The following is a 21,837-nucleotide window of genomic DNA, read 5'->3' as shown; positions in this document are numbered from 1 at the left end:
CTCTGTGTAAGATTGTTGGATTGGCGGATATTCCGCCTCTTCGTTGAACTGTTAAATGTTAGAACGGTCCGTAATTAATCGCCTGGGCGATGATCAGGAACACGATGACAACCACGACTTGGATTGCGACATACGGTAAAATCCATTTCACCCACTTGGAGTAAGGGATGCCCATCATTCCAAGTGCAGCAAGGAGCAGGCCGCCTGTAGGGATGATCAGGTTCGACACGCCCGCACCCATAACGGTTGCAAAGGCAGCCGTCTGCCGGGTGACACCCACCAGATCAGCAAGCGGCGCCATGATCGGCATGACGAGCGATGCATGGCCGCTGCCAGACGGGACGATGAAGTGGATGAAGAAGTTGGCGACGCCCATTCCGACCGCCGTGATGCTTGGCGGCAGGTCGTCGAGCAGGCCGGACGTGACATGCAAGATCGTATCGAGCAGGCCGCCCGCTGTCAGGACGACGAGGATCGTGCTGGCGACCCCGATGATCATCGCGCCCGGCACCATTTCCGCACAGCCTTTGATGAAGGCGTCGGTCATGTCGTTGCCGGAAAGTTTACCGATGATGCCCATGATGATTGCGCCAAGCAGGAAGATCCCGACGATTTCCCCGATATACCAGCCGAGGCTGATGACACCGTAGATCAATGCGATGAAGCACGCAAGGAATACGAGCAGGGAGATGGCATGGCGCTTGCTGATTTTGTAATTTGTGTCGAACTTGACGCTTTCATCCGGATTGAACCGGCCGTACTCCGCAAGTTCAGGATTCTTCTCTATCCGATTGACGTGCCTCAGAATGAACGCGACCGACAGGATGTAGAAGATGATATAGATCGCAATCCGCAGCCCGATACCGGAGTACATCGGAAGTTCAGCGACAGACTGGGCGACCCCGATCGTGAACGGGTTGGTGATGCCGGCTGTAAACCCGGCGCCGAGCATGCCAAGCACGACGATCGCAAAGCCTGTGATGGCGTCAAAACCTAACGCGATCGCCATCGGTACGACGATTGTAATGTAAACGAGTGTATCTTCGGCTGAGCCGATCAAGGTTCCAAGCAGGGAGAAGATGAGCACCATCACCGGGATGATCAGCTTTTTCCGTGCGCCGAATTTCTGCGCTGTGAAGCGGATGAGTGCGTCAATGGAGCCGGTGGCCTGCATGATACCGAGCGCACCGCCGATGAGCAGGACGAACAGAATGATCGGAGCGGCGTTCACCATTCCCTGATGGAAGGAGTTGAACATTTGAAGCAGCCCGACCGGCGTCCTTGCCACGTACTCGAACTTCGCCGGGTCGATCATCGTCCGGCCGTTCTCCTCGAAGCGGGCATATTTACCGGCCGGAATGACATAGGTCAAAACCGTGATGGCGGCGATGATGAAGAACATCAGGACGTAAGCACTGACGCCTCCGCCTTTCTTCTTCGGCATTTTGTCTGCGCTTTCATTTACTTTCGCTTGGTTGGCCATGCTCATGTGTAACACTCCCCCGTGTCTTATATTTACAGCAGTTTGCTGCGAACCATCCAATAGCGTGAAGTATAGCTTGCGGACTTTCGTATCGCAAAGTAGGCCCCCAATTGAATGTTTTCTGAAAAATCATTGTCAACGCTTTCATTTTACCGGCTTTTGTATACAGTGATATTCAAAATAGGAATATTGGATAGTAAGAACCTGAATATCGATAAGGTATAATGGGAGCGGACCATCGTATACAACAGACAGATTGCCGTCTATTTTGACGTGAAATACAGGAATCCAAGAGAAAGGTCGCGGTCATATGGAAATCAGGCACCTCCAGACGTTTCAAATTGTTGTGGAAGAACAGAATCTTATTCAGGCTGCAATGCGTCTTAATTACTCACAGCCGACGATGACCAAGCACCTTCAGTTGCTGGAGGAGGAATTCGGCCAGCCGCTCTTCGAGAAAGTGGACAACCGCAGGAGGCTGACGAAGGCAGGAGAGTACTTGTATGAACATGCGAAAAGCATCCTGAACGAGATTTTCATCCTGCAGCGCGGGATGGATGAGCTGAGAGGCGAGCGGCAGATGATCCGGGTGTGCGGACTGGATGAATACTGCGACCGTTTCTTCCTGCCGTTCATCCGTGGGTTCCAGAAGAAATACCCGGACGTGCTGGTGGATGTCCAGGCCATCAACAGCAGTGATGATTCGCTGAAGGCCGTTGTGCTGAATGAAGCGGATTTCGCCATCGTGGCCGGCCGTCCGCTGACAGCGGATCTGTCTTCCCGGATCATCGATCATGCCGACCTTGTACTGGTCGGTTCCAGCAAAGTGGCAGGGGATCCGTCGAAAGCCGATGAATACTTGGCGAAGTATCCCGTTCTCGTCGATCATAACGCGCCGTTCATCAAGTTCGAGATCTTGAAGAAAGGAACGAACTTTACGAATACAATTCAATGCAACAGTGATGAAAGCATTAAGAACGCCGTGCTCCATCATGAGTATCTCGGCATTCTCGGCACGGGGCGCATCAAGGAAGAGATCAGGTCCGGCGCCATTACAGTGCTCGAAACATATGCCGCCAACAATGCAGTCAAGCTCATTGTCTCCTCGAAAAAGCTGGCCAATCCAGTATTTCAGGAATTTTTCACCGGATTCGTCGGACCGGAAAGTCGGCCGCCTGCAGAGTGAGAATGAAAGACAGATGTGCGGTCAGTGGCGCGGGTGTGCTAGGATCATAGAGGATGCGCTGTCAGAATCGCAGTCATGAGGCGGCGATTCAAGTGAATTTCTATTTTAGAGGAGAAGTGGGTCGATGAATCTCATTCAAGGGTTGATCAGTTTCATCTTGCATATTGACGAACATTTGGTCGATATCATCCAAATGTTCGGGAACTGGTCGTATCTCGTGCTATTTTTAATTGTATTTGTGGAGACGGGGGTCGTCATCTTCCCGTTCCTGCCGGGGGATTCGCTGCTATTCGCGGCGGCTGCGTTCTCAGCGGTCGGCGCGTTCCATATTTGGTTGCTAATTATCACGTTCTTCGTCGCAGCAGTGCTCGGCGACACGGTCAATTACCACATCGGCCGGAAAGTCGGGACGTCGATTCCGCCGAACAGCTGGCTCGGCCGGTTCGTGAACCAGGAGAAAATGGACGCGGCCGAACGCTTTTTCAACAAGCATGGCGGCAAAACGATCATCATCGCTCGTTTCATGCCGTTCATCCGCACGTTCGCGCCATTTGTCGCAGGCGCGAGCCGGATGAACTACCGCTATTTCCTCATGTATAACGTCATCGGCGCGGCACTTTGGGTCGGCATCTGTACGGCACTCGGCTTCGTGTTCGGCAACATTCCGGTCGTGAAAGACAATTTCTCGACAGTGCTGCTCGCCATCATCTTCATCTCCGTGCTGCCAGCGCTGATCGGCATCGTAAAGAGCAAGTTCGGCAAACAGTCTGTTAGCTGAGGGGGGGGTTGCTCGGGGGGCGCGCGCAAAGTTGGGTTTGTGCGTAAATTGCTTCTGAGCGCGCGCAAATGTGTCGTGAAGGCGCGTAAACGTCGGGGGACGGCGCGCATTGGTCTCGGGAGCGCGCGTAAAATTGGGATGGCGCGTAAATTGCTTCTGAGCGCGCGCAAATGTGTTGCGAGGGCGCGCAAACGTCGGGGGACGGCGCGTATTGGTCTCGGGAGCGCGCGTAAAATTGGGAATGCGCGTAAACTGCTGCTGAGCGCGCGTAAACTTGGGAATGCGCGTAAATTGCTATTGAGCGCGCGCAAATGTGTCGTGAAGGCGCGTAAATGTCGGGGGACGGCGCGTAAATTGCTTCTGACCGCGCGTAACGCATGGCCGAGGGCGCCTAAACGACAGCGAAGACGCGCATTTCCTTCGGTACCGCGCGTAAATAGGTTTTCCTTCAATGACAACCCTCGCTCTGCAACGAATAACGGCCAGGTCGGATGAACTTCATCCGGCCTGGCTGTTTTAATTTCCATTGAAACCCCAAAGAGATGCCCGATCGCTCTTCCAGACATCGAAATATTGTTAAGTATTATTTACATAATGTTAAGTATAGTATACATTAGAACAAAGGAGTGGCGTCATGCTGAAAAACCGTTTGAAGGAACTGAGGGCCCGCTGCAGTCTGACACAAATCGAGTTGGCAAAGAAAGTCGGCGTCACGCGGCAGACGATCGGATTCATCGAAAAAGGAGAGTTTTCGCCGTCTGTCACGCTTTCTCTGAAACTTGCCCGGGCGCTTGACTGTGATCTCAACGAAATCTTTTGGCTGGAAGGAGAAGAGGAACATGAAACATGATATGCGCTTGACGTATCCGCTCTGGCAGATGGCGGGGATCGCGATTGCAATTGGGTTTGTCCTGGTGATCGGCTATGCTGGAAGCTTTAATATGTTTTCGGACGGCGGTCTGGAGGTTGAATTGAACTTCACTACGGTCACGGGTGTCATTGCAATCTTTCTGTTGGTTGCCTTTGTCTCTTATATCATCCTGTTTGCCCGGCGTGTTGGGAGACATAACAGGGAATACCCGAACCATCCGATCACTGCGGCGAAATTCAAGCCTCAAGAATATATGGAAGACGATGAATTGTTTGAGGCCTTCACCCAGCGTGCGACAAAGAAAGTATACGCTTATTTTAACCTTCTGCTGCCTGCCATGATCGCGGTGTTTTGTATTGTACCTATCTCGAAAACTTGGATCATCGTCATCATCTGCCTGGCATCAATGGGGCAGTATTGGATCTATTACCGGACGATGCGCGCGTATGTCTCGGCAGAGTGATGAAAACAGAAACGGCCCATCCTGCTGCGGGATGGGCCGTTTCTCGTTCGGTTTATCACTTCACCTCGATGGCAAATGCATAATGGGCATCCCCGAGCGAAACTTCGGGGTTTTCCTTCTCGTGCCACCACACTGAGTAATCGTAATAGTAGACCCCAGCTTCCTCAGGTACAGTGAACGCCGAACCGTTCAGCGGTATGTCGGTTTGACGTGCTGCATCGAGCGACTGCACCAGGTGCTGTTCATCTGGAGCGGGTGTTTCATCCATCACCAGTTCCAGCAGTTCGCCCGGCTGCACTTCGATCGGAGTCTCGCCTTTCATCATATCGACAGCGCCCGCCGTGTCAACACATATTCCCGAGGTTTTGGTGCTCCAGCAATAGGTCCCGAGCTTCGTCTCATACCGCTCTCCGCCAATCATGATATCTACGCGGGGCGGTTTATTTCCAAGCGGCGATTTCCCCGAAGCTGCTTTTTCCGCACAGCCGCCGAGCAGCAGGATGGTCAGTACGCCCCCGATAATCAGTATCCTTTTCATCGTCCACTCTCCTCACTTCCATTTTGACGCCCTGTTACAATGACTCTTTTCAATACCTCGATAGTTACCCCATTTGACGGGCCGACCGCCAAGGAGTTACAGCTATCTGTATCAAAAAAAACAACTGTCCGCGCTTTTGTCAGGAAGCGGACAGCCGAAACTTTGTCAGGGGTTTCAATGAGTGGATTAAGGATTCGTCATACCTCTCACGTTGGAATCGCCTTTAAACAGATGCCGGATGCCTTTCCCCGCATGGACTTCATCCGCGTAGCGTGGCAGTACATGGAGATGTGCATAGGGCAGATGCTGTCCGCCGGTTTCCCCGCAGTTCCAACCGATGTTATAACCTTGCGGATGATACATCTCATCGATGTGACGCTTGGCGTCATGAAGCAGGGCATAGGTGTCATGCCATTCATCAGAGGTCAAATCGAATACAGTTTCCCTGTGCTGCTTGGGTACGATGATTCCGGCTCCGGCAAGGGTTCCTTGTATATCTTGTGCATGTCGCAACTGTAAAAACAGGCAGTGCTCGTTGCTCAGAAGGATGGTCTGTTCAGGATCGAGCTCCGGGTGGCAGAGCAGGCAGGTTTCCAAGGGGATTTCCTTCATTTCTATGCCTCAACAGACGTTTTCATCATTTTCTTGATCAGTCGGATCTGCCCGCGGTGATTCAGCTCGTCCTCAAACACGTGGAACCATTTGAAGTAGTTATTGGTAGGCTCGTTATACAAGAATGGGGCTTGTTCGAACAGCCAGGAATCCGGCAGCTTACTGAATGTGTCGAGTGTCTTCTTTCTGCTGTCCTCGATTTTTTGCAAATAATGCTCAGCGGGCTGGCTATGAATTTGTTCACGGGCTGTGTCTCCCAGTTCTAATCCGGGGTTCAGGTGTAGGACGTCGTCTTCCGTGACTTCCCGTTGTTCGAACGTATCGATCTGATAAAACCGCTCCACCGAATCCATATGCGCGAGCAGCATGCCGATCGAGTTGGCGTCTTCCTGGAAACGGAAATCCAGTTCCTCAGCGGACAGTCCCTGCACCTCAGCAATCGTCGTCGCGCGCACATACGCCATCATTGAAATCAGCTTGCTGAACTCCTCGCCGAAACCTTCTTTCCGGTCGATCAGGAATACTTCTTCTTTTTTCACAACAAGTTCCCTCATTCCCTGTTTTAAGAGTGTTGTGAATAGTATACCATTTGTCTTGCGGGTCTTCAACTAAACTCAAAACTCCTGTTTCCATATAGGCAGGAACCATTTGACGCCGCGGCGGTTGACCGGCAGCAGTTTCATGTCCGCGGCGAGATGGCTGAGGTAGCCGGCGAGTCCGGCGGCAACCATGCCGTCGATCGGCCATTCGGCGTACAAATAATGAAGGATGAATCCGTAAAACGCGACGCCGAGCAGGGAGTGGGTGTACGAGCGATGCGGCAGGAAGGATGCCATTATGATGTAACTGCCGGCGAGCAGGATGCCGATTGATTCGCCGAGTACGAATCCAAGGAGCATGACGAGGACCCCGGTGATGGTGAGCATCCGTCGCTGCGTGATGATGCGCGAGACGATGAGCAGCAAAAGCCCGAGGCCGCCATACAGATAGATATCGCTGCTCAAGCCTTCCGTGAATGTCTGGTAGACGAGCGTCAGCAAAATGACGATGCCGGCCGTCTCCATCAGCCATTTGCTCACCTTTTTGCTGACGGTGATGTGATTGCTGGCGAGTCCGTTCGTGTCGAGATCGGGAGCGACGCCCGATACGCCGCCGATCATTGCGCCGATCAGCGCTGTCTTGACGTCCGGCTGCGCTGTGTATCCGGCGATGGCGCCGGCGGCCGTGCCGATCAGTAAGTGTGAAGTGCCTTTCATGATGAATGAATCCTCTCTTGATGTGAGATTGGAACGTACATTCGCCCCGTCTGATCAGTATACCGGAGCGGCGCGTGAAAGGGAAATCACGTGGGGGAGTGGGAATGGAGCGGTTATGCGGAGGAAACGAGCGGTTAGCGGTGGGAATGGAGCGGATAGGCGTGGGAAATGAGCGGTTAGCGGCGGGAATGGAGCGGTTATACGGAGGAAATGAGCGGTTATGGACTTCCGTCAAGAAACGTACACCTAAAAAGGAGTGCTTTTTGTGAAATGTTGCTACCGCGCTTTACTTGGTGGGACAGACAAGGAGAATGATTCCGTTGGAATTATTCTCCTTGTCCGTCTAAAGGGTTACGAAATGAGCGCCTGTCGTGCACGTTCTTCCTCACGCTTTTTCGCCTCAAATAAATTCGGCGACAGGTAGTCCAGCGTCGAGTGCCGGCGCCTCGCATTGTAGAATTCATCAATGTATCGGGTGATTTCCCGACGAGCCTGCGCGCGTGTCACCTGGCCCCATTGATACACCAGCTCCTTCTTGATGGTCGCATGGAACGACTCGATACAGGCATTGTCATAGGGGTCGCCCTTCCGGCTCATACTGATCTGCACTTCACGCGACTCTAGAAGCTCGACATACTCCTTGGAACAGTACTGGCTGCCACGATCCGAGTGATGCATGAATCCGTTCTTCGGCTGCCGCAGAAGCAGCGCCTTCTTGAGCGCCGAACTGATAAGTTCTGTTTTCATCGACTCGCTCATCGTGTAGCCGACGATTCGCCGGGAACAGAGATCCATCACACTGGCCAGGTAGAGCCAGCCGTCCTTGGTGTAGATATACGTGATGTCCGCCACCCAGACGGTGTCCAGCTCCGGGACGGTAAACTGCCGGTCCAACAGGTTCGGATAGACCGCCTTGTCATGATTCGAATCTGTGGTAGTCACGAATTTCCGCTGCGTTATCGCGGCGATTCCCATCTCCTTCATCAGCTGACCGACATAGCTTTCGCTGACCAGGTAGCCAATCTCCAGCAGATCCTGATGGATCCGGGGACTGCCATAAGTGCCGTAGTTCATGTGGTAGAAGATAGCGATGTCCTGCTTCAGCGCCTCCCGTTTTTCCTTACGTGCTTGCCATTCTTTTGACAGCGGCCGCCGTTTCCATTCGTAGTAGCCGCTTGTCGAAACATCCAGTACTTTGCACATCTTCGCCACACTGTACTTGTCTACATTCGCTTCAATAAACTGGTACCTTATGACTGGCTTTTCACGAAGACATGCATAGCCTTTTTTAAAATTTCGTTCTCCTGTTTCAAGTCCTCGACTTCTTTTTCAGCTTTGCGAAGCTTCTTTTCGATGTCGCCGGGGGTCGCCATGCCTTCCTCTTTCCGCTCCGTCTGGGTTGACTGCCGGTGTTTCGCCACCCATTTTCGGATGGTCCCCAGTGCGACTCCTGTTTCGTAGGAGAGCTCGGTCATCTTCCGGCCTTCTTCAATCACCAACCGACAGATGTACAATTTAAATTCTTGTGTCTGATGTTTTCCCATGGTGTACACAACCTCATTTCAAGTAGTTTGAATATAACAAAAAGGAACGCTGTTGTGTACGTTTTCTATGGTAGCACCAGTTAGCGGTGGGAATGGAGCGGTTAAACAGGAGAAACGAGCGGTTATGGGCGCGAATGGAGCGGTTCGCCTCCCCGACGGAATCCCGTGCATGGACTGTCGCCAGTTTCGTTATGATTTATTGCAAAGCGTCAATTATTTATTGATTAACGATAAATAAACGGTTAAGATAATAGCAATCCATGCAAATGAGGTGTTCGGTTTGAAACGTGAAACGCTCTTTTTGAAAATAACGCTTGTGCTCATGGCACTACCGATTCTGGCGCTCTGTATCTTTTTAGCACCGCAAATCGCCGAGTTCTTTGCAGAGCTTGTTCCGGACTGGGCATTTTTGCAGTATCCTTTCCTGGCAGGTCTTTATATCACTGCACTCATCTACTTTGCGGCGCTTTGGCAGACGATGAAACTGTTGGCATTCATTGACCATGGGACGGCGTTTTCCGACGCTTCCGTGACGGTGCTTCGGAATATAAAACTGTGCGCAATGCTGATTGGTGCTTGTTATGTGCTGTTCCTGCCGCTGCTGTACCGGATGGCAGATGCCGACGACGCACCGGGACTTCTGGTCATCGGCCTTGCCATTATCTTCGGCTCCATGGTAGTCGCTGTGTTCGCGGCTGTCCTGCAAAAGCTGCTGCAGCATGCGATCACCATCCAACAAGAAAACGAATTGACGGTCTGAGGTGAATGCTATGTCAATAATCATTAATATCGATGTGATGCTCGCGAAACGGAAGATGAGTGTGACGGAGCTGTCGGAGAAGGTGGGCATCACAATGGCGAATTTATCTATCCTGAAAAACGGCAAAGCGAAAGCGATCCGGTTCTCGACGCTGGAAGGGATCTGCCAGGCGCTCGACTGCCAGCCGGGAGACATTCTGGAATACCGGGAGGGCGATGAGAATGAGTAACAAGCAATTGACGGCCCCCCGGAACCCGTTTCTTCTCCGCAAAGCCAACCGACCCGTTACACAATTGTTGAACTTTGGCTGGCAGCAGGCGATGTCCTGCGTATTTCCGGTCGTCATTTTCGGTTCCCTTGCGCTCACGCAGTGGGTTCCGCTGCCGCTGCTGCCGCGCTACGACTGGCTTCTCCTGCTGTTTTTAGGGATGCAAGTGTGGATGGTGCGTTCGGGACTGGAGACGAGGGACGAGCTGAAGGTGATTACGCTGTTCCACCTGATCGGGCTGGCGCTGGAAATCTTCAAAGTCAATATGGGCTCGTGGTCGTACCCGGAAGAGGGGTACTCGAAAGTGTTCGGTGTGCCGCTCTACAGCGGTTTCATGTACGCGAGCGTCGCCAGCTACTTGTGTCAGGCGTGGCGGCGGCTCGATGTCCGGCTGGTGAACTGGCCGCCTTTCGCGCTCGTCGTGACCGTGGCCTCATCCATTTATTTGAACTTCTTCGTCCATCATTTCTGGATCGACATCCGCTGGTGGCTGTTCGCGGCGGTCCTCGTCGTGTTCCGCCGAGCGTCCGTCCGATACAGCGTGAACGGGGTGCACCACCGGATGCCGATTGTCCTGTCGTTTGCTCTGATCGGCTTCTTCATCTGGATCGCTGAAAACATTGCGACGTTTTTCGGTGCCTGGCAGTATCCTGACCAGGCGGATGCGTGGAGTCTCGTGCATATCGGTAAAATCAGCTCGTGGCTGCTGCTCGTCATCGTGAGTTTCCTGATTGTCGCGAGTCTGAAGCGGGTGAAAGAGGCGAGGCCGGTGGAGTGATTGGCAGAAAGTTGCTTAGCGGGATGTGAACGGGTATACTGGCGCAAATAGTGAAGGAGGATGAACGCATGCGAAACGGTTTCAATGAGAACGAGTTGGAAATGGAGGAAGGCTTGGATAACGTCTACACTTCCGCACCGCCGCCCGGAGTGATCTTGGAAGAGGCGACGCAGGAAGAGATGGACAAAGCGGCATCGCTTGAAGTGCGCCATATTGCATTCATGAGACTGCAAGACATGAATATCCAGTTCGACGGCTCGTCGTACAAGGAACTGCTGAAAGACTTCCAGGACTTCGAGCAGGAGTCCAGTGACTTTTGGCGCGGTGTCGCAGCGCGTTTGTCCGTCCCCTATGAATGGCCGATCCATATCGATTATGCACTCGGCATCATTTATATGGGCGAGCACGACTTTGGAATGGAAGACGAGGATCTGGATTAAGACGTAAAAGAAATTCAATGTTGAGAGCGCATCGGCTATCCGGCTGATGCGTTTTTTTGTTGGTTGAAATTGGTGGCTTGAGCGTTTCAATCTGTTGCTTGAGCGTTTCAGCCTGATGCTCGATCGTTTTTCGCCTTGCTTGAGCGTTTCAGCCTGACGCTTGATCGTTTCTCGCCGTACTTGAGCGTTTCAGCCTGACGCTTGATCGTTTCTCGCCGTACTTGAGCGTTTCAGCCTGCTGCTTGATCGTTTCTCGCTGTGCTTGATCGCTTCAACCTGATGCTTGAGCGTTTCCCCCCATTCAGACTGCGCTCATCCAGACGCAAGCACCAGGGTGTTAATCTTCCGTGAAAATGGGCAGGATGAGGCCAAAGGAGGGATGCGGCGATGGAAATCGAAATCCGGCGATCGTCCGAATGGAAAGAAGGGTTTGCCGAACGGCTGGAGCAGCGCCGGCCGTGGGACAACTGGACGCTCTATCAGCTGTGCTATGAGGCGGAACAGGCGAAGTTGATCCCCGAGTTCCACGGTCTCCAATGTCCGCGGCATCTGCCCAATCTGACCGCCTACCCCCACCAGCTGGAGGCGGCGGAGACGGTCATTGAGCGCATGAACGGCAAGGCGATTCTCGCGGATGAAGTGGGACTCGGGAAGACGATCGAAGCCGGCCTCATCCTGAAGGAATATCTGATCCGCGGGGTGGTGAAGAAGGCGCTCATTTTGGCGCCGGCTTCGCTGACGAACCAGTGGCTGGCGGAACTGAACACGAAATTTCATATCCCCGCGATGGCGTACAATAAAAAATATAACTTGGATCACTGCCCGATCGTCGTCACGAGCATCGACATGGCGAAACGGAGCCCTCATAGGGAAGCGATCAGCGCGCAGGAATATGATCTAGTCATCATCGACGAGGCACACAAGCTGAAAAACCCGAAGACGAAAAACTACGAGTTCGTCCAGCAGATGAAGAAGAAGTTCTGCCTGCTGCTGACGGCAACGCCGATCCAGAACGATGTGTTCGAACTGTTCAACCTGATTTCCCTGCTGAAACCAGGGCATCTCGGGAACTTGGAGACATTCCAGCGCGTATTTTCGGCAAGCAAACACCACGTTGAAGAAGACGAGTTTCTGAGGGAGCTTATCCAGCAGGTGATGGTGCGCAACAGCCGGGACGACACAGGAATCACGTGGACCAACCGCCATGTCCGGATATTGCCGGCCGTGTTTTCAGCGGACGAGCGGGAGGTATACAATCACGTGTCCAATTTGCCGGTCGGGGATTCATTCACACGGCTGACGCTGCAGCGCGAACTGTGCAGCAGTCCGCTGGCCGCGGTGATGACGCTCGAGAAGATCGCGAAGGAAACGGGGGATCCGGACATTCGTCACGAGATGGAACAGCTTTTGCTGAAATTGACACAATCGGGCATCCATGCCAAAGCGAAAATGACAGCGGAGCTGATTCGGAAGGCGGGCGACAAAGTGATCGTGTTCACGGAATACCGGGCGACCCAAGTCTACCTGCAGGCGTATTTTCATCAGCAGGGGATTACGAGCGTGCTGTTCAACGGCAAGTTCAACAAAAACAAACGGGAGTGGATGAAACAGCTCTTCCAGCAGAAAGCGCAAGTGCTGATTGCCACGGAATCCGGCAGTGAAGGGCTCAACCTGCAGTTTTGCCACCATGTCGTCAACTACGACTTGCCTTGGAATCCGATGAAACTCGAACAGCGCATCGGCCGCGTCCACCGGCTCGGCCAGACAGAGGATGTTCACATTTACAACTTGGCAGTGCAGGAAACGGTGGAAGATCAGATGGTCGAACTGCTCGAGAAAAAACTCGGCGTATTCGAGCAGGTGGTCGGGGAACTCGATGACATTTTGACAGACTCAAAGAGATCGATCTCGTGAAGGGGAATGCATATGAATGAGCAGCGGATCCATCAGTACATCCGACAGTTTTTTGAAGAAAATGAATGCCGGGTGGTCGACGCGGGCGGTCAGCTGACCGTCCAGCTTACGGCGGCAATGGACAAACGGCTCATGAACCGGCCGTATTATTGGAGTTATATTGAGAGCATCGGTGCGGAACCGCGCCCCGCGGAGCTGACGATGATCACGGATCCGAAGCTGTTTTCGGGCGATATGCCCGGCGAACGGATCCATTTCGGATCGCCGCGGCTGCACCAGCTGTTCGATGTGACGAAGGAGCAGGGGGCATACGTGCAGCTGTACGAGAAACCGGCGGCCGGGCAGACCGCGCAAGTGACGCTGACTCCCTGGCTCGGCATGAACTGCAAAGTGACCTATGCGAGCGATCGGACGAAGGAATCGCTCTATTCGCTCGGCATGAACTTGATGAATGGAGCGGTCATCGACGGATTCCAGCCGACCGTGCGCGAGCTGGACCTGACAGCGGCAATCCCGGCGAACACCTATTATCTGCCGTACATCATCCATCCGAACAACGCGGTCGGCCGGCTCGAAGACCTTCTCGACCGCGTCATCCGCGAAGATGATCACGCATGGATGGGCGAAGCCGCGCAGCGACGGGTCCGCGATCTCCGCGTGCTCGATTATTTCTACGCAGACGACGAAGAAGTGCCCGAAAGCTACGAATCGGAGCGGCAGGCGATCGAGGAGCAGTATGCCGTCTCCGTTTCAGTGGAAGTGATCAACGGCGGACTGTTCTATCTGCACAGCGGCCTCGTGAAAAACCGCAGCGGCGGGTGAAGATTGCCGCTGCGGGGTGGGGGAGCGCTGATTAATAGGGAAGCGCTCATAAATCTGCGAAAACGATCATAAAAACGGAAAAACGCTCATAAATCAGGAAAACCGCTCATAAATCTGTGGAACCGCTCATAAAATAGAAATATCGCTCATAAATCTCGAAAACCGCTCATAAACCACCCCAAAACCGTAAAAAAGGGTACCTGTGCGTCACACAACTTCGACACTATTCCGAATAGTGTCTGAATTGTGTAGCGCACAGGTACCTTCCATCACTTCCTTCCATCAAAATCACTCCAGGTTCGCCGCCTGCATGCGCGCCTGCAGATTGGCACGCTCCCGCTCGAACCCTTCTTTCCCGAGCAGCGCGAACATGTTGCGCTTGTACGCCTCCACACCGGGCTGGTCGAACGGGTTGACGCCGAGCAGCAGGCCGCTCATGGCGCACGCTTTCTCGAAGAAGTAGATCAGCTCACCGAAGTTGAATTCATCCAACTCTTCCATCTCGATCCGCATGTTCGGCACGCCGCCGTCCACGTGGGCAAGCGTCGCGCCGCGGGAAGCCTGTTCGTTCACTTCGTTCAGCGTCTGGCCTGACAGGAAATTGAGCCCGTCCAAGTTAGCCGGGTCCTCGCCGATCGTCCAGTCGACGGACGGCTTCGTCACTTGCAGGACGGTCTCGATGAACAGCTCGGGCCCCTGCTGGATATACTGGCCGATCGCGTGCAGATCGGTCGTGAACGTGACCGATGCCGGGAACAGGCCTTTGCCTTCCTTCCCTTCACTTTCGCCGAACAGCTGCTTCCACCACTCTGCCACGTATTCAAGCGCCGGGTCGTACACGGCCAGCAGTTCGATAGATTTGCCGTCCGCATGCAGCAGATTGCGCCAGACGGCATATTGATAGCACGGATTCTCCGCAAGATTCCCGATTCCATACCGCTCGCAAGCCGCCAGGGCACCCGCCATCATCGCTTCGATGTCGAGTCCTGCCACCGCCATCGGCAGCAGTCCGACCGGCGTGAGTACGGAATACCGGCCGCCGATGTCCGCAGGGATCACGAACGTCTCGTATCCTTTTTCATCGGACAGCTGCAATAACGCCCCTTCCTCCGCGTCCGTCGTCACATAGATCCGCTTGCGTGCTTCCTCTTCTCCGTATCGGTTCTCCATATATTCCCGCAGAATCCGGAAAGCGAGGGCGGGCTCCGTCGTCGTCCCGGACTTCGAAATGACATTGACCGACACTTCCTTGCCGCGCAGCACATCGAGCAGGTCAATCAGATAACGCGCGCTCGTGTTGTGGCCGGCAAAGTAGATTTCCATCTCGCCGTCCGCCTGGTTGCGGAACGTATGGCCAAGCGCCTCGATTGCGGCTTTTGCACCTAAATACGAACCGCCGATCCCGATGACCACGAGCGCATGCGACTGCTTGCGGATCCGTTCCGCAGCCGTCTGTATATGTGCGAATTCCTGCCGGTCATAGTTTTTCGGCCAGTCGACCCAGCCGAGCACCTGCTCGTCGTCGGGCACGGCATGCAGGCGCGCATGTGCAGCTGCCACCGGCTCCGTGAAAGCGTCAACCGCCCCTCGGCCGATGAACGGACGGGCATTCGTATCGTCAAATGTGATAGGCATGGACAATTCTCCTTTAATGAACGGCTGCTGTGCAAACGATGACACAGTCACCCGCATTCAGTACAATGGGTTACAATAAAACCGATAAGCATTTCCATAAGTATAATGAAGTTCGGAACGAAAAGGTATCCGCAGCCTTGCTTGCTTGGAAATTCCCTCTTACCGGACGGCCAAAACATCCGGGGAGGGGTGGAACGGATTGATGGACCTCCAGGATTAATTCCGGCGCGAGCCGAAGTGAAACTTTTCCTTCGTTCAGCCGACTACTTCCTTGAAAGCAAAACTTGAAAAAATGGAGTGGTATTCATGAAAAAGTTGTTGACGATTTCTGTGCTGCTGTTGGCGATGGTGCTGACGGCATGCGGTACGACGTCGAAAGACGAACAGGGCAGCGGAGCCGGCACCGAGCCGAAGGAACCGGAATTCGCGGATGTCCTGACGGCGCTAAAAGAGAAACTGGCGGAAGATCATAAAGCGGATGGTGTCGAAGATTGGAGCCGGCTCTATTTGGAAGCCGACTTGACCGACACATCCGGTGACGATCCGGCTCCCGGCATCTGGACGGAGAAGATGAAACTGGATCCTGAGAAACTTGCGAACGGAACGGTGATCGCCGCTCTCATGAACGTGAATGCGGATGAGATCATTTTGCTGGAGGCGAAGTCGAAAGACGACGTCGCTGACTTGAAAGCATCACTTGAAAACGAACTGGCTGCCCAGACACAGACGTGGGAACAGTACTTGCCGGAGCAGTTTGACAAGGTGAAAGCCAACAAGATCGTCACGAAGGGGAAATACTTGCTGTACGTGACGTACACCGATCCGGCGGGCATCGAGAAGGTCTTCCATGACCAAATGGACTGACAGCCGGATGAGCAATGGGCGGAAGGCGTGCCTCGCGGTGCGCTTTTTTGCGTAAAGGGGGGAGCCCATGGTATTCAGCAGTCTGACATTCCTGTTTTTCTTTCTGCCTGCTGTCCTGGTCATCTATTACATAAGTCCGCGGCCGCTGAAGAACGCGGTGCTTCTTGCCGTCAGCCTGTTCTTCTATGCGTGGGGGGAGCCGGTCTACATCGTGCTGATGATTTTCTCCGCAGTGGCGGATTATGCGATCGGCCGGTTCATCGGCCGGTACCGTGACCATCGGCCGGCACTCGCGAAGACGGGGCTGATCGCATCGCTGACCGTCAATCTGGCAGTGCTGTCGTTCTTCAAATATGCGGACTTCCTGGTCGGCATCGTGAACAGTTCAGCGGGGACCGGCTTCCAGCCGCTCGATCTGCCGCTGCCGATCGGTATTTCGTTCTATACGTTCCAGACGATGTCGTACGCGATCGACGTCTACCGGGGGACGGTCCGGCCGCAGCGGAACATCGTCACGTTCGCCTTATACGTATCGCTGTTCCCGCAGCTCATCGCCGGACCGATCGTCCGCTACGAGGAGATCGAGCGGGAACTCATGCACCGCAAGACGACGGTCAGCCAGTTCGCGGAGGGCGCCAGGATTTTCACGATCGGGCTCGGCAAGAAAGTGCTCATCGCGAACCAGGCGGGACAGCTGTGGTCGTCCATCCAGAGCCAGGGTTTCGACGAACTGAGCGTGCTGTCCGCCTGGCTCGGCATTACGGCATTCGGCCTGCAGATCTACTTCGACTTCAGCGGCTATTCGGACATGGCGGTCGGTCTCGGCAAAATGTTCGGCTTCGAGTTTCCGCGGAACTTCAACTATCCGTATATCGCGAGGAGCGCTTCGGAATTCTGGCGGCGCTGGCATATGACACTCGGCGGCTGGTTCCGCGATTACGTCTATATCCCGCTTGGCGGGAGCCGGCGCGGCAAATGGGTGCTGTACCGCAACCTGTTCGTCGTCTGGGGGCTGACGGGCTTATGGCACGGGGCAAGCTGGAATTTCGTCCTATGGGGATTGTATTTCGGCGCGCTGATCGCAGCGGAGCGGGCCGGCCTGCTCCGGTTCCTCGATAGGCTGCCGCGGGCCGTGCAGCACCTGTACCTGCTGCTCGCCGTGCTGTTCAGCTGGGTGCTGTTCGTCTTCGAGGATATCCGCGACGGCTGGCAGTTCGCGCGCATCATGCTCGGGTTCGGCGGCCGGCCGTTCGCGGACTCCGCGTTCCTGTATGATGCGTACACGAACGGTCTGCTGCTAGCAGCCGCCGCTCTGCTGTCGACGCCGCTTGCTGCGCGCTTTTGGAAACAGCAGGCTGCGAATAGTCGGCTGCTGCGGAAAGAATCTGTGCAGCTCGCCGTACAGGCTGTCTTTCTTGTAGTGATCCTGATGCTCGCGACCGCCTACCTGGTCGACGATTCGTTCAATCCGTTCCTGTATTTCCGGTTTTGATCAACAAGAGGAGAGGAGGGGGTTCGGTGAAGAAAACCGATTACGCTGCAGTGATCATCTTCTGCGGCTTCCTTTTGACGTTCGGCCTGCTGACTGTCCTGTCAAAAGACAAAAGCTTCTCGGAAGATGAAAACCGCGTGCTCCAGCAGCTTCCGTGTATTACGTGGGAGCGCATCGTCTCGGGCGATTATACGAAGGAGATGGAGACGTACTTGAGCGATCAGTTCGTGTCCAAGCGGTTCTGGACGGGTGTGAAAGCGTCCGCCCAGAAGCTGACCTTGAAACAGGACAACAACGGCGTGTTCTACGGCAAGGACGGCTATCTGCTGGAGCCGTTCCGTCCAACTGCCGGGCAGCTTGCGGCGAACAGCGAAAGCCTCGCCCGGTTCGCTGGGGGACTGCCCGCGGATGTCCGTGTCTTCGGCCTGCTCGCGCCGACATCGGTCGGTATGTATCCGGAAAAGCTGCCGGCATTTGCGCAGACGGATGACGAAGTGCAGGCCATCCGGAAAGCGGAAGCCCTGACAGGGGACGGGGTGACCTGGATCGACGCGGCGGCTGCACTGCAGGCGGATAAGAGTGGGCAGATTTACTTCCGGACGGACCACCACTGGACAGTGCAGGGCGCCTATGCTGCATACCGGGCGGCCGCCGCGGAGATGGGACTGACTCCGTACGGTAAGGAAGAGTTCGATATCCGGACCGTTTCGAACAGCTTCAAAGGGACCTTCGACGCCAAGGCGAACGACCCGTCGATTTCCGCTGAGCCGCTCGATGTGTTCCTGCCGAAGTTCGAAATGACGTACCGCGTCGATTACGACGGGGACGGATCCGGCATGGACTCCCTATATGACTGGTCGTTCCTGGACAAGCGCGATAAATATTCGCTGTTCCTCGGCGGCAATCACCGCGCTGTCACGATCCGTTCCTCCGCGTCAAATGACCGCAAACTGCTGGTGATCAAAGACTCGTACGCCCATTCGTTCGTGCCGTTCCTTGCGAATCATTACGGGCAGATCGAAATGGTGGACCTGCGCTATGACCACCGCAGTATGAGGAAACTGATCGAAGAGGAAGGCATCGACGACGTGCTCATCCTCTATAATATCGCCACGTTCGCCGACGATCAGAATCTGATCTGGCTCCGGCAATGACAAACGAAAAAGCCGGCATCCCACGCGTGGGTGCCGGCTTTTTAAGATTCATTACGGACGCCGGTCCAGTTCCTCGGCGACTTCTTTGATTTGATCGATGTGACGGAGTTCGTGGTAGGCGGCGAACGGGATCCACTGTGTGAGGTTCATCTCACCGAATACCGGATGAGGGTACGAGCGGACTTCGAGTTCCTCGGCTGGGATCGACTCTTCGGTCTGCCGCAGGAGCTGATGGGAACCGTCAAGTTTTGCGCGCAGCTCGGCCTTCGTCATGAATGAATCACCGGGGACGGCAAAACCGGGCGCTTCCACTTTCGTCGACCGGTCGACAGTCCGCTCGATCGGCTTTTCAGCGACCGGATCGCCGGCTTCTTTCTTCACTTCCGCCTGGATCGTTTTTGCGACGGCACCTTCCATGAGGTGGATATGCTCCATCACTTGCCGGATGGACCAGCGATCCTCTGCCGGTTTCCAGTTCAAGTCGTCATCGCTGATCCCCTCGACTGTGTTCCAAAGCGTTTCACGTGCTTCCTCGTTCACCTTCATACCATCACTCCTCCTAGTGTTGCGAATAATTCCAGTTTAAAGGGGGGCTGAACAAATAGCGAGCGGACAGGCTTACCAATATCCGGCATCCCGGGTAGATTGCTGTTGCAGCCAGCTGAATTCCGCTATAATCAACCTACAGTAAAGGAGCGGTCAGACCTGACAGCAGCCCCGACTACACAATCCTACTCAATGAAGAAGGTGAACCTTTGGAAATCTTTGAAGTCATATTGCTCATGCTCACCGCGGTGTTCCTCTCTAACGTCTTCAACCGCTTTCTTCCGTCCATCGCAGTGCCGCTCATTCAAGTGGCGCTCGGCATCATCCTGGCGATCCCGCTGTCCGACCATTCCCTTAAACTGAGCCCCGAGCTGTTCCTGCTGCTGTTCATCGCCCCGATTCTGTTCAACGACGGCGTGAATGTCGACAAGCAGGCGATCTGGGGGGAACGGAAGTCGATCCTCTCCCTGTCGATCGGCCTCGTGTTCGCAACGGTCGGCCTGCTCGGCTGGTTTGTCCATTGGCTTATTCCGGAAATCCCGATCGCGGCGGCGTTCGCCCTGGCCGCAGCGCTCGCCCCGACGGACGCCGTCGCTGTCCAGGCGCTCGCAGAAAAAGTGCGTGTGCCGAACAAAATCATGCACACACTCGAAGGCGAGTCGCTCATCAACGACGCGTCCGGCCTGGTATCCTTCCAGTTCGCGGTCGCTGCACTGCTGACAGGCACGTTTTCGCTGTTCAACGCAGGGACGACCTTCCTGCTCATCTCAACGGGCGGCATCCTCCTCGGTGCGGTACTGACGCTGCTCAAGATCGGACTCATGCGCTGGCTCCGGAATCTCGGGATTGAGAACAGCATTTCGTTCATCCTCATGGAAGTGTTACTGCCGTTCCTCATCTTCGTCATCGCTGAACACGTCGGCGTGAACGGCATCCTGGCGGTCGTCAGCGGGGGGCTCGTCCATTCCCTGACATTCCGCAGGCTGAACCCTGAGGAAGCGCAGCTGAAACTGCTGTCGCGCAGTACGTGGGCGGTCATCACGTTCAGTCTGAATGGGATTGTCTTCGTCCTGCTCGGCACCCAGCTGCCGAATATCGTGGAAGCCGTACTGCGGGACGGCGTGACTCATATCTTTACGCTCATCGGCTATATCCTGGCGGTGACGGCCGGTCTGCTCGGCCTCCGGTTCGTCTGGATCGGGCTGTTCAACAACTTCCAGAGTACGTCCGTCGTGCTGAGCAAGCAGCGGGCGGCCGATACGCTGCTGTACACGATCGCCGGCGTGCGGGGGACAATCACCCTCGTCAGTGTGCTGTCCCTGCCGCTGTTCTTAAGCGATGGGACGCCGTTTGGTGAACGGGATCTCCTGCTGTTCATCGCCGGAGGGGTCATTCTCCTGACACTGCTGCTGGCGAATTTCACACTGCATCTGTTTGCGCCGAAACTCGATCCGGGAACTTTGGAAGATGATCACACGTGGGAAATCGGCATGCTGCGTCATGTGAAAGACGAATTGCGCAAGCACCGGACGAAAGAGAACCGGCAGTCGATCGGCCGGGTCATCAAAATCTACAACGACCGCATCTTTACGCTGACCAATACACTTGATCTGAGCAAAAATGAACAGCAGCTGCGCCGGCTGATCCTGGAATGGCAGCTGGAGCATACCGCCGAGCTGGTGAGGGAAGGGCGTGTGCGGCTGCAGATTGCATTCCCGATCCTGCGCCGGCTGAATATGCGGCTGTACCGGCTGACGAAATTGAAGCAATACCGATCGAACTTCTTCTATACCCGCCTCGCCCGACGCTATTTGCATGGGCTGAAAGTGAAACCGCTGTCTCCGAAACAGCGCAAGGAACAGCGGCTGATCCTCATGCACAGCACGTCCGATTATGTAATGGACAAGCTGAAAACGCTGCAGGACGGCCAGTTCTCACCGGAATTGGTTGAAGGGTTCCTGCTGAATTACGAGCGGATGGGCGGCATCGGGCTGCCGAAAGAGGCGGCCCACCATCTGCACGAATGGGTCGATTACGCGCTGCAAGTCGAGCGGGCCTACATTCAGGCGGCGTTCGAGCGTGGGGACATTACCCGCGGTGAGATGAAGCAGCATCGCGAAAACCTGCTCGCCATCGAAAACAGCATCCAGCTGCAGGATTGAACGGGCAGGGGAGCGGAGGGCGGCGTGAGGTTATGAGCGCTTTCCGCGTTTTATGAGCGGAAAACGGGATTTATGAGCGCTTTCCGCGTTTTATGAGCGGAAATCAGGAATTATGAGCGCTTTCCGCGTTTTATGTGCGGAAATCAGGAATTATGAGCGCTTTCCGAGTTTTATGAGCGGAAATCGGGATTTATGAGCGCTTTCCGAGTTTTATGAGCGGAATTCGAAATTTATGAGCGTTTCTCCGCTTTTATGATCACTACCCACACCG

At 54.7% G+C, this 21,837-nt stretch carries 23 protein-coding genes; 14 read left to right on the top strand and 9 right to left on the bottom strand.

Annotated features, from left to right (window positions below; genetic code table 11):
* Positions 1-58: 58 nt before the first annotated feature.
* Positions 59-1,489 carry a YfcC family protein gene (locus tag NFU03_RS13550; RefSeq protein WP_251639497.1) on the bottom strand — a complete coding sequence of 477 codons (1,431 nt, stop codon included), beginning with the start codon at positions 1,487-1,489 and terminating at the stop codon, positions 59-61.
* Between the two features lie 304 nt (positions 1,490-1,793).
* Between NFU03_RS13550 and NFU03_RS13545 the strand changes: the two genes are divergently transcribed.
* From NFU03_RS13545 to NFU03_RS13530, 4 genes are all read left to right on the top strand, one after another.
* The gene (locus tag NFU03_RS13545) at positions 1,794-2,669 is read left to right on the top strand and encodes a LysR family transcriptional regulator (protein ID WP_251639495.1); all 876 of its coding nucleotides are present in this window, start codon (positions 1,794-1,796) and stop codon (positions 2,667-2,669) included.
* Positions 2,670-2,793: 124 nt separating this feature from the next.
* Positions 2,794-3,447: a VTT domain-containing protein gene (locus NFU03_RS13540; RefSeq protein ID WP_251639493.1), complete on the top strand. Its 654-nt coding sequence runs from the start codon at positions 2,794-2,796 to the stop codon at positions 3,445-3,447.
* 634 nt (positions 3,448-4,081) lie between these two features.
* The gene (locus NFU03_RS13535; protein ID WP_251639491.1) at positions 4,082-4,297 is read left to right on the top strand and encodes a helix-turn-helix transcriptional regulator; all 216 of its coding nucleotides are present in this window, start codon (positions 4,082-4,084) and stop codon (positions 4,295-4,297) included.
* Positions 4,287-4,781: a hypothetical protein gene (locus NFU03_RS13530; protein ID WP_251639489.1), complete on the top strand. Its 495-nt coding sequence runs from the start codon at positions 4,287-4,289 to the stop codon at positions 4,779-4,781. The genes NFU03_RS13535 and NFU03_RS13530 overlap by 11 nt, the downstream gene beginning before the upstream one ends.
* A gap of 55 nt (positions 4,782-4,836) precedes the next feature.
* On the opposite strand, the gene NFU03_RS13525 is transcribed toward NFU03_RS13530, so the two are convergent.
* From NFU03_RS13525 to NFU03_RS13500, 6 genes are all read right to left on the bottom strand, one after another.
* Positions 4,837-5,319: a hypothetical protein gene (locus tag NFU03_RS13525; protein WP_251639487.1), complete on the bottom strand. Its 483-nt coding sequence runs from the start codon at positions 5,317-5,319 to the stop codon at positions 4,837-4,839.
* Positions 5,320-5,505: 186 nt separating this feature from the next.
* Complete coding sequence (locus NFU03_RS13520) at positions 5,506-5,931, bottom strand: HIT family protein (protein ID WP_251639484.1); 426 nt, start codon at positions 5,929-5,931, stop codon at positions 5,506-5,508.
* Positions 5,932-5,933: 2 nt separating this feature from the next.
* A complete protein-coding gene (locus NFU03_RS13515; RefSeq protein WP_251639552.1) occupies positions 5,934-6,398 on the bottom strand; it encodes a DinB family protein in 465 nt (154 codons plus the stop codon).
* A 147-nt stretch (positions 6,399-6,545) separates the two neighbouring features.
* The gene (locus NFU03_RS13510) at positions 6,546-7,187 is read right to left on the bottom strand and encodes a metal-dependent hydrolase (protein WP_251639482.1); all 642 of its coding nucleotides are present in this window, start codon (positions 7,185-7,187) and stop codon (positions 6,546-6,548) included.
* Between the two features lie 351 nt (positions 7,188-7,538).
* Positions 7,539-8,426, bottom strand: coding sequence for an IS3 family transposase (locus NFU03_RS13505; protein ID WP_251639551.1), 888 nt, complete (start codon positions 8,424-8,426; stop codon positions 7,539-7,541).
* Positions 8,427-8,437: 11 nt separating this feature from the next.
* Positions 8,438-8,731, bottom strand: coding sequence for a transposase (locus NFU03_RS13500; protein ID WP_285835452.1), 294 nt, complete (start codon positions 8,729-8,731; stop codon positions 8,438-8,440).
* Positions 8,732-9,011: 280 nt separating this feature from the next.
* Here NFU03_RS13500 and NFU03_RS13495 point away from each other — a divergent pair, with 280 nt between their 5' ends.
* The 6 genes from NFU03_RS13495 (at position 9,012) to NFU03_RS13470 (ending at position 13,713) form a co-directional block, all read left to right on the top strand.
* Complete coding sequence (locus NFU03_RS13495) at positions 9,012-9,491, top strand: DUF2975 domain-containing protein (RefSeq protein WP_251639479.1); 480 nt, start codon at positions 9,012-9,014, stop codon at positions 9,489-9,491.
* Positions 9,492-9,501: 10 nt separating this feature from the next.
* Entirely contained in the window at positions 9,502-9,720 is a 219-nt protein-coding gene (locus NFU03_RS13490; protein ID WP_251639477.1) for a helix-turn-helix domain-containing protein, read from the top strand.
* A complete protein-coding gene (locus tag NFU03_RS13485; protein WP_285835451.1) occupies positions 9,713-10,537 on the top strand; it encodes a DUF817 domain-containing protein in 825 nt (274 codons plus the stop codon). The genes NFU03_RS13490 and NFU03_RS13485 overlap by 8 nt, the downstream gene beginning before the upstream one ends.
* A gap of 68 nt (positions 10,538-10,605) precedes the next feature.
* A complete protein-coding gene (locus NFU03_RS13480; RefSeq protein ID WP_398290405.1) occupies positions 10,606-10,977 on the top strand; it encodes a hypothetical protein in 372 nt (123 codons plus the stop codon).
* Between the two features lie 387 nt (positions 10,978-11,364).
* Complete coding sequence (locus NFU03_RS13475) at positions 11,365-12,891, top strand: DEAD/DEAH box helicase (protein ID WP_251639475.1); 1,527 nt, start codon at positions 11,365-11,367, stop codon at positions 12,889-12,891.
* A gap of 12 nt (positions 12,892-12,903) precedes the next feature.
* Positions 12,904-13,713, top strand: coding sequence for a YqhG family protein (locus NFU03_RS13470; protein ID WP_251639473.1), 810 nt, complete (start codon positions 12,904-12,906; stop codon positions 13,711-13,713).
* A 288-nt stretch (positions 13,714-14,001) separates the two neighbouring features.
* Here NFU03_RS13470 and NFU03_RS13465 read toward each other — a convergent pair whose 3' ends face one another.
* A complete protein-coding gene (locus tag NFU03_RS13465; RefSeq protein ID WP_251639472.1) occupies positions 14,002-15,348 on the bottom strand; it encodes a glucose-6-phosphate isomerase in 1,347 nt (448 codons plus the stop codon).
* A 306-nt stretch (positions 15,349-15,654) separates the two neighbouring features.
* Between NFU03_RS13465 and NFU03_RS13460 the strand changes: the two genes are divergently transcribed.
* The 3 genes from NFU03_RS13460 (at position 15,655) to NFU03_RS13450 (ending at position 18,858) form a co-directional block, all read left to right on the top strand.
* Positions 15,655-16,212 carry a DUF4358 domain-containing protein gene (locus NFU03_RS13460; RefSeq protein ID WP_251639470.1) on the top strand — a complete coding sequence of 186 codons (558 nt, stop codon included), beginning with the start codon at positions 15,655-15,657 and terminating at the stop codon, positions 16,210-16,212.
* 67 nt (positions 16,213-16,279) lie between these two features.
* Entirely contained in the window at positions 16,280-17,704 is a 1,425-nt protein-coding gene (locus NFU03_RS13455; RefSeq protein WP_251639467.1) for an MBOAT family O-acyltransferase, read from the top strand.
* 26 nt (positions 17,705-17,730) lie between these two features.
* Complete coding sequence (locus tag NFU03_RS13450) at positions 17,731-18,858, top strand: DHHW family protein (RefSeq protein ID WP_251639465.1); 1,128 nt, start codon at positions 17,731-17,733, stop codon at positions 18,856-18,858.
* 51 nt (positions 18,859-18,909) lie between these two features.
* On the opposite strand, the gene NFU03_RS13445 is transcribed toward NFU03_RS13450, so the two are convergent.
* The gene (locus NFU03_RS13445) at positions 18,910-19,404 is read right to left on the bottom strand and encodes a DinB family protein (RefSeq protein ID WP_251639464.1); all 495 of its coding nucleotides are present in this window, start codon (positions 19,402-19,404) and stop codon (positions 18,910-18,912) included.
* A gap of 209 nt (positions 19,405-19,613) precedes the next feature.
* On the opposite strand from NFU03_RS13445, the gene NFU03_RS13440 reads away from it, so the two are divergent.
* Positions 19,614-21,566, top strand: coding sequence for a cation:proton antiporter (locus tag NFU03_RS13440; protein ID WP_251639462.1), 1,953 nt, complete (start codon positions 19,614-19,616; stop codon positions 21,564-21,566).
* The last annotated feature ends 271 nt before the right edge of the window (positions 21,567-21,837 follow it).

It is taken from the genome of Sporosarcina sp. NCCP-2716, assembly GCF_023707985.1.
GTDB lineage: Bacteria > Bacillota > Bacilli > Bacillales_A > Planococcaceae > Sporosarcina.
This window is presented reverse-complemented; position numbering and strand designations above follow the sequence as displayed.

Excerpts from the sequence above, each read along its gene's own strand:
- NFU03_RS13520 (WP_251639484.1), bottom strand. The coding sequence starts at position 5,931 with ATGAAGGAAATCCCCTTGGAAACCTGCCTGCTCTGCCACCCGGAGCTC.
- NFU03_RS13550 (WP_251639497.1), bottom strand. The coding sequence starts at position 1,489 with ATGAGCATGGCCAACCAAGCGAAAGTAAATGAAAGCGCAGACAAAATG.
- NFU03_RS13490 (WP_251639477.1), top strand. The coding sequence starts at position 9,502 with ATGTCAATAATCATTAATATCGATGTGATGCTCGCGAAACGGAAGATG.
- NFU03_RS13535 (WP_251639491.1), top strand. The coding sequence starts at position 4,082 with ATGCTGAAAAACCGTTTGAAGGAACTGAGGGCCCGCTGCAGTCTGACA.
- NFU03_RS13545 (WP_251639495.1), top strand. The coding sequence starts at position 1,794 with ATGGAAATCAGGCACCTCCAGACGTTTCAAATTGTTGTGGAAGAACAG.
- NFU03_RS13480 (WP_398290405.1), top strand. The coding sequence starts at position 10,606 with ATGCGAAACGGTTTCAATGAGAACGAGTTGGAAATGGAGGAAGGCTTG.
- NFU03_RS13470 (WP_251639473.1), top strand. The coding sequence starts at position 12,904 with ATGAATGAGCAGCGGATCCATCAGTACATCCGACAGTTTTTTGAAGAA.
- NFU03_RS13540 (WP_251639493.1), top strand. The coding sequence starts at position 2,794 with ATGAATCTCATTCAAGGGTTGATCAGTTTCATCTTGCATATTGACGAA.
- NFU03_RS13475 (WP_251639475.1), top strand. The coding sequence starts at position 11,365 with ATGGAAATCGAAATCCGGCGATCGTCCGAATGGAAAGAAGGGTTTGCC.
- NFU03_RS13500 (WP_285835452.1), bottom strand. The coding sequence starts at position 8,731 with ATGGGAAAACATCAGACACAAGAATTTAAATTGTACATCTGTCGGTTG.
- NFU03_RS13525 (WP_251639487.1), bottom strand. The coding sequence starts at position 5,319 with ATGAAAAGGATACTGATTATCGGGGGCGTACTGACCATCCTGCTGCTC.
- NFU03_RS13460 (WP_251639470.1), top strand. The coding sequence starts at position 15,655 with ATGAAAAAGTTGTTGACGATTTCTGTGCTGCTGTTGGCGATGGTGCTG.
- NFU03_RS13515 (WP_251639552.1), bottom strand. The coding sequence starts at position 6,398 with ATGATGGCGTATGTGCGCGCGACGACGATTGCTGAGGTGCAGGGACTG.
- NFU03_RS13530 (WP_251639489.1), top strand. The coding sequence starts at position 4,287 with ATGAAACATGATATGCGCTTGACGTATCCGCTCTGGCAGATGGCGGGG.
- NFU03_RS13445 (WP_251639464.1), bottom strand. The coding sequence starts at position 19,404 with ATGAAGGTGAACGAGGAAGCACGTGAAACGCTTTGGAACACAGTCGAG.
- NFU03_RS13465 (WP_251639472.1), bottom strand. The coding sequence starts at position 15,348 with ATGCCTATCACATTTGACGATACGAATGCCCGTCCGTTCATCGGCCGA.
- NFU03_RS13510 (WP_251639482.1), bottom strand. The coding sequence starts at position 7,187 with ATGAAAGGCACTTCACACTTACTGATCGGCACGGCCGCCGGCGCCATC.
- NFU03_RS13485 (WP_285835451.1), top strand. The coding sequence starts at position 9,713 with ATGAGTAACAAGCAATTGACGGCCCCCCGGAACCCGTTTCTTCTCCGC.
- NFU03_RS13455 (WP_251639467.1), top strand. The coding sequence starts at position 16,280 with ATGGTATTCAGCAGTCTGACATTCCTGTTTTTCTTTCTGCCTGCTGTC.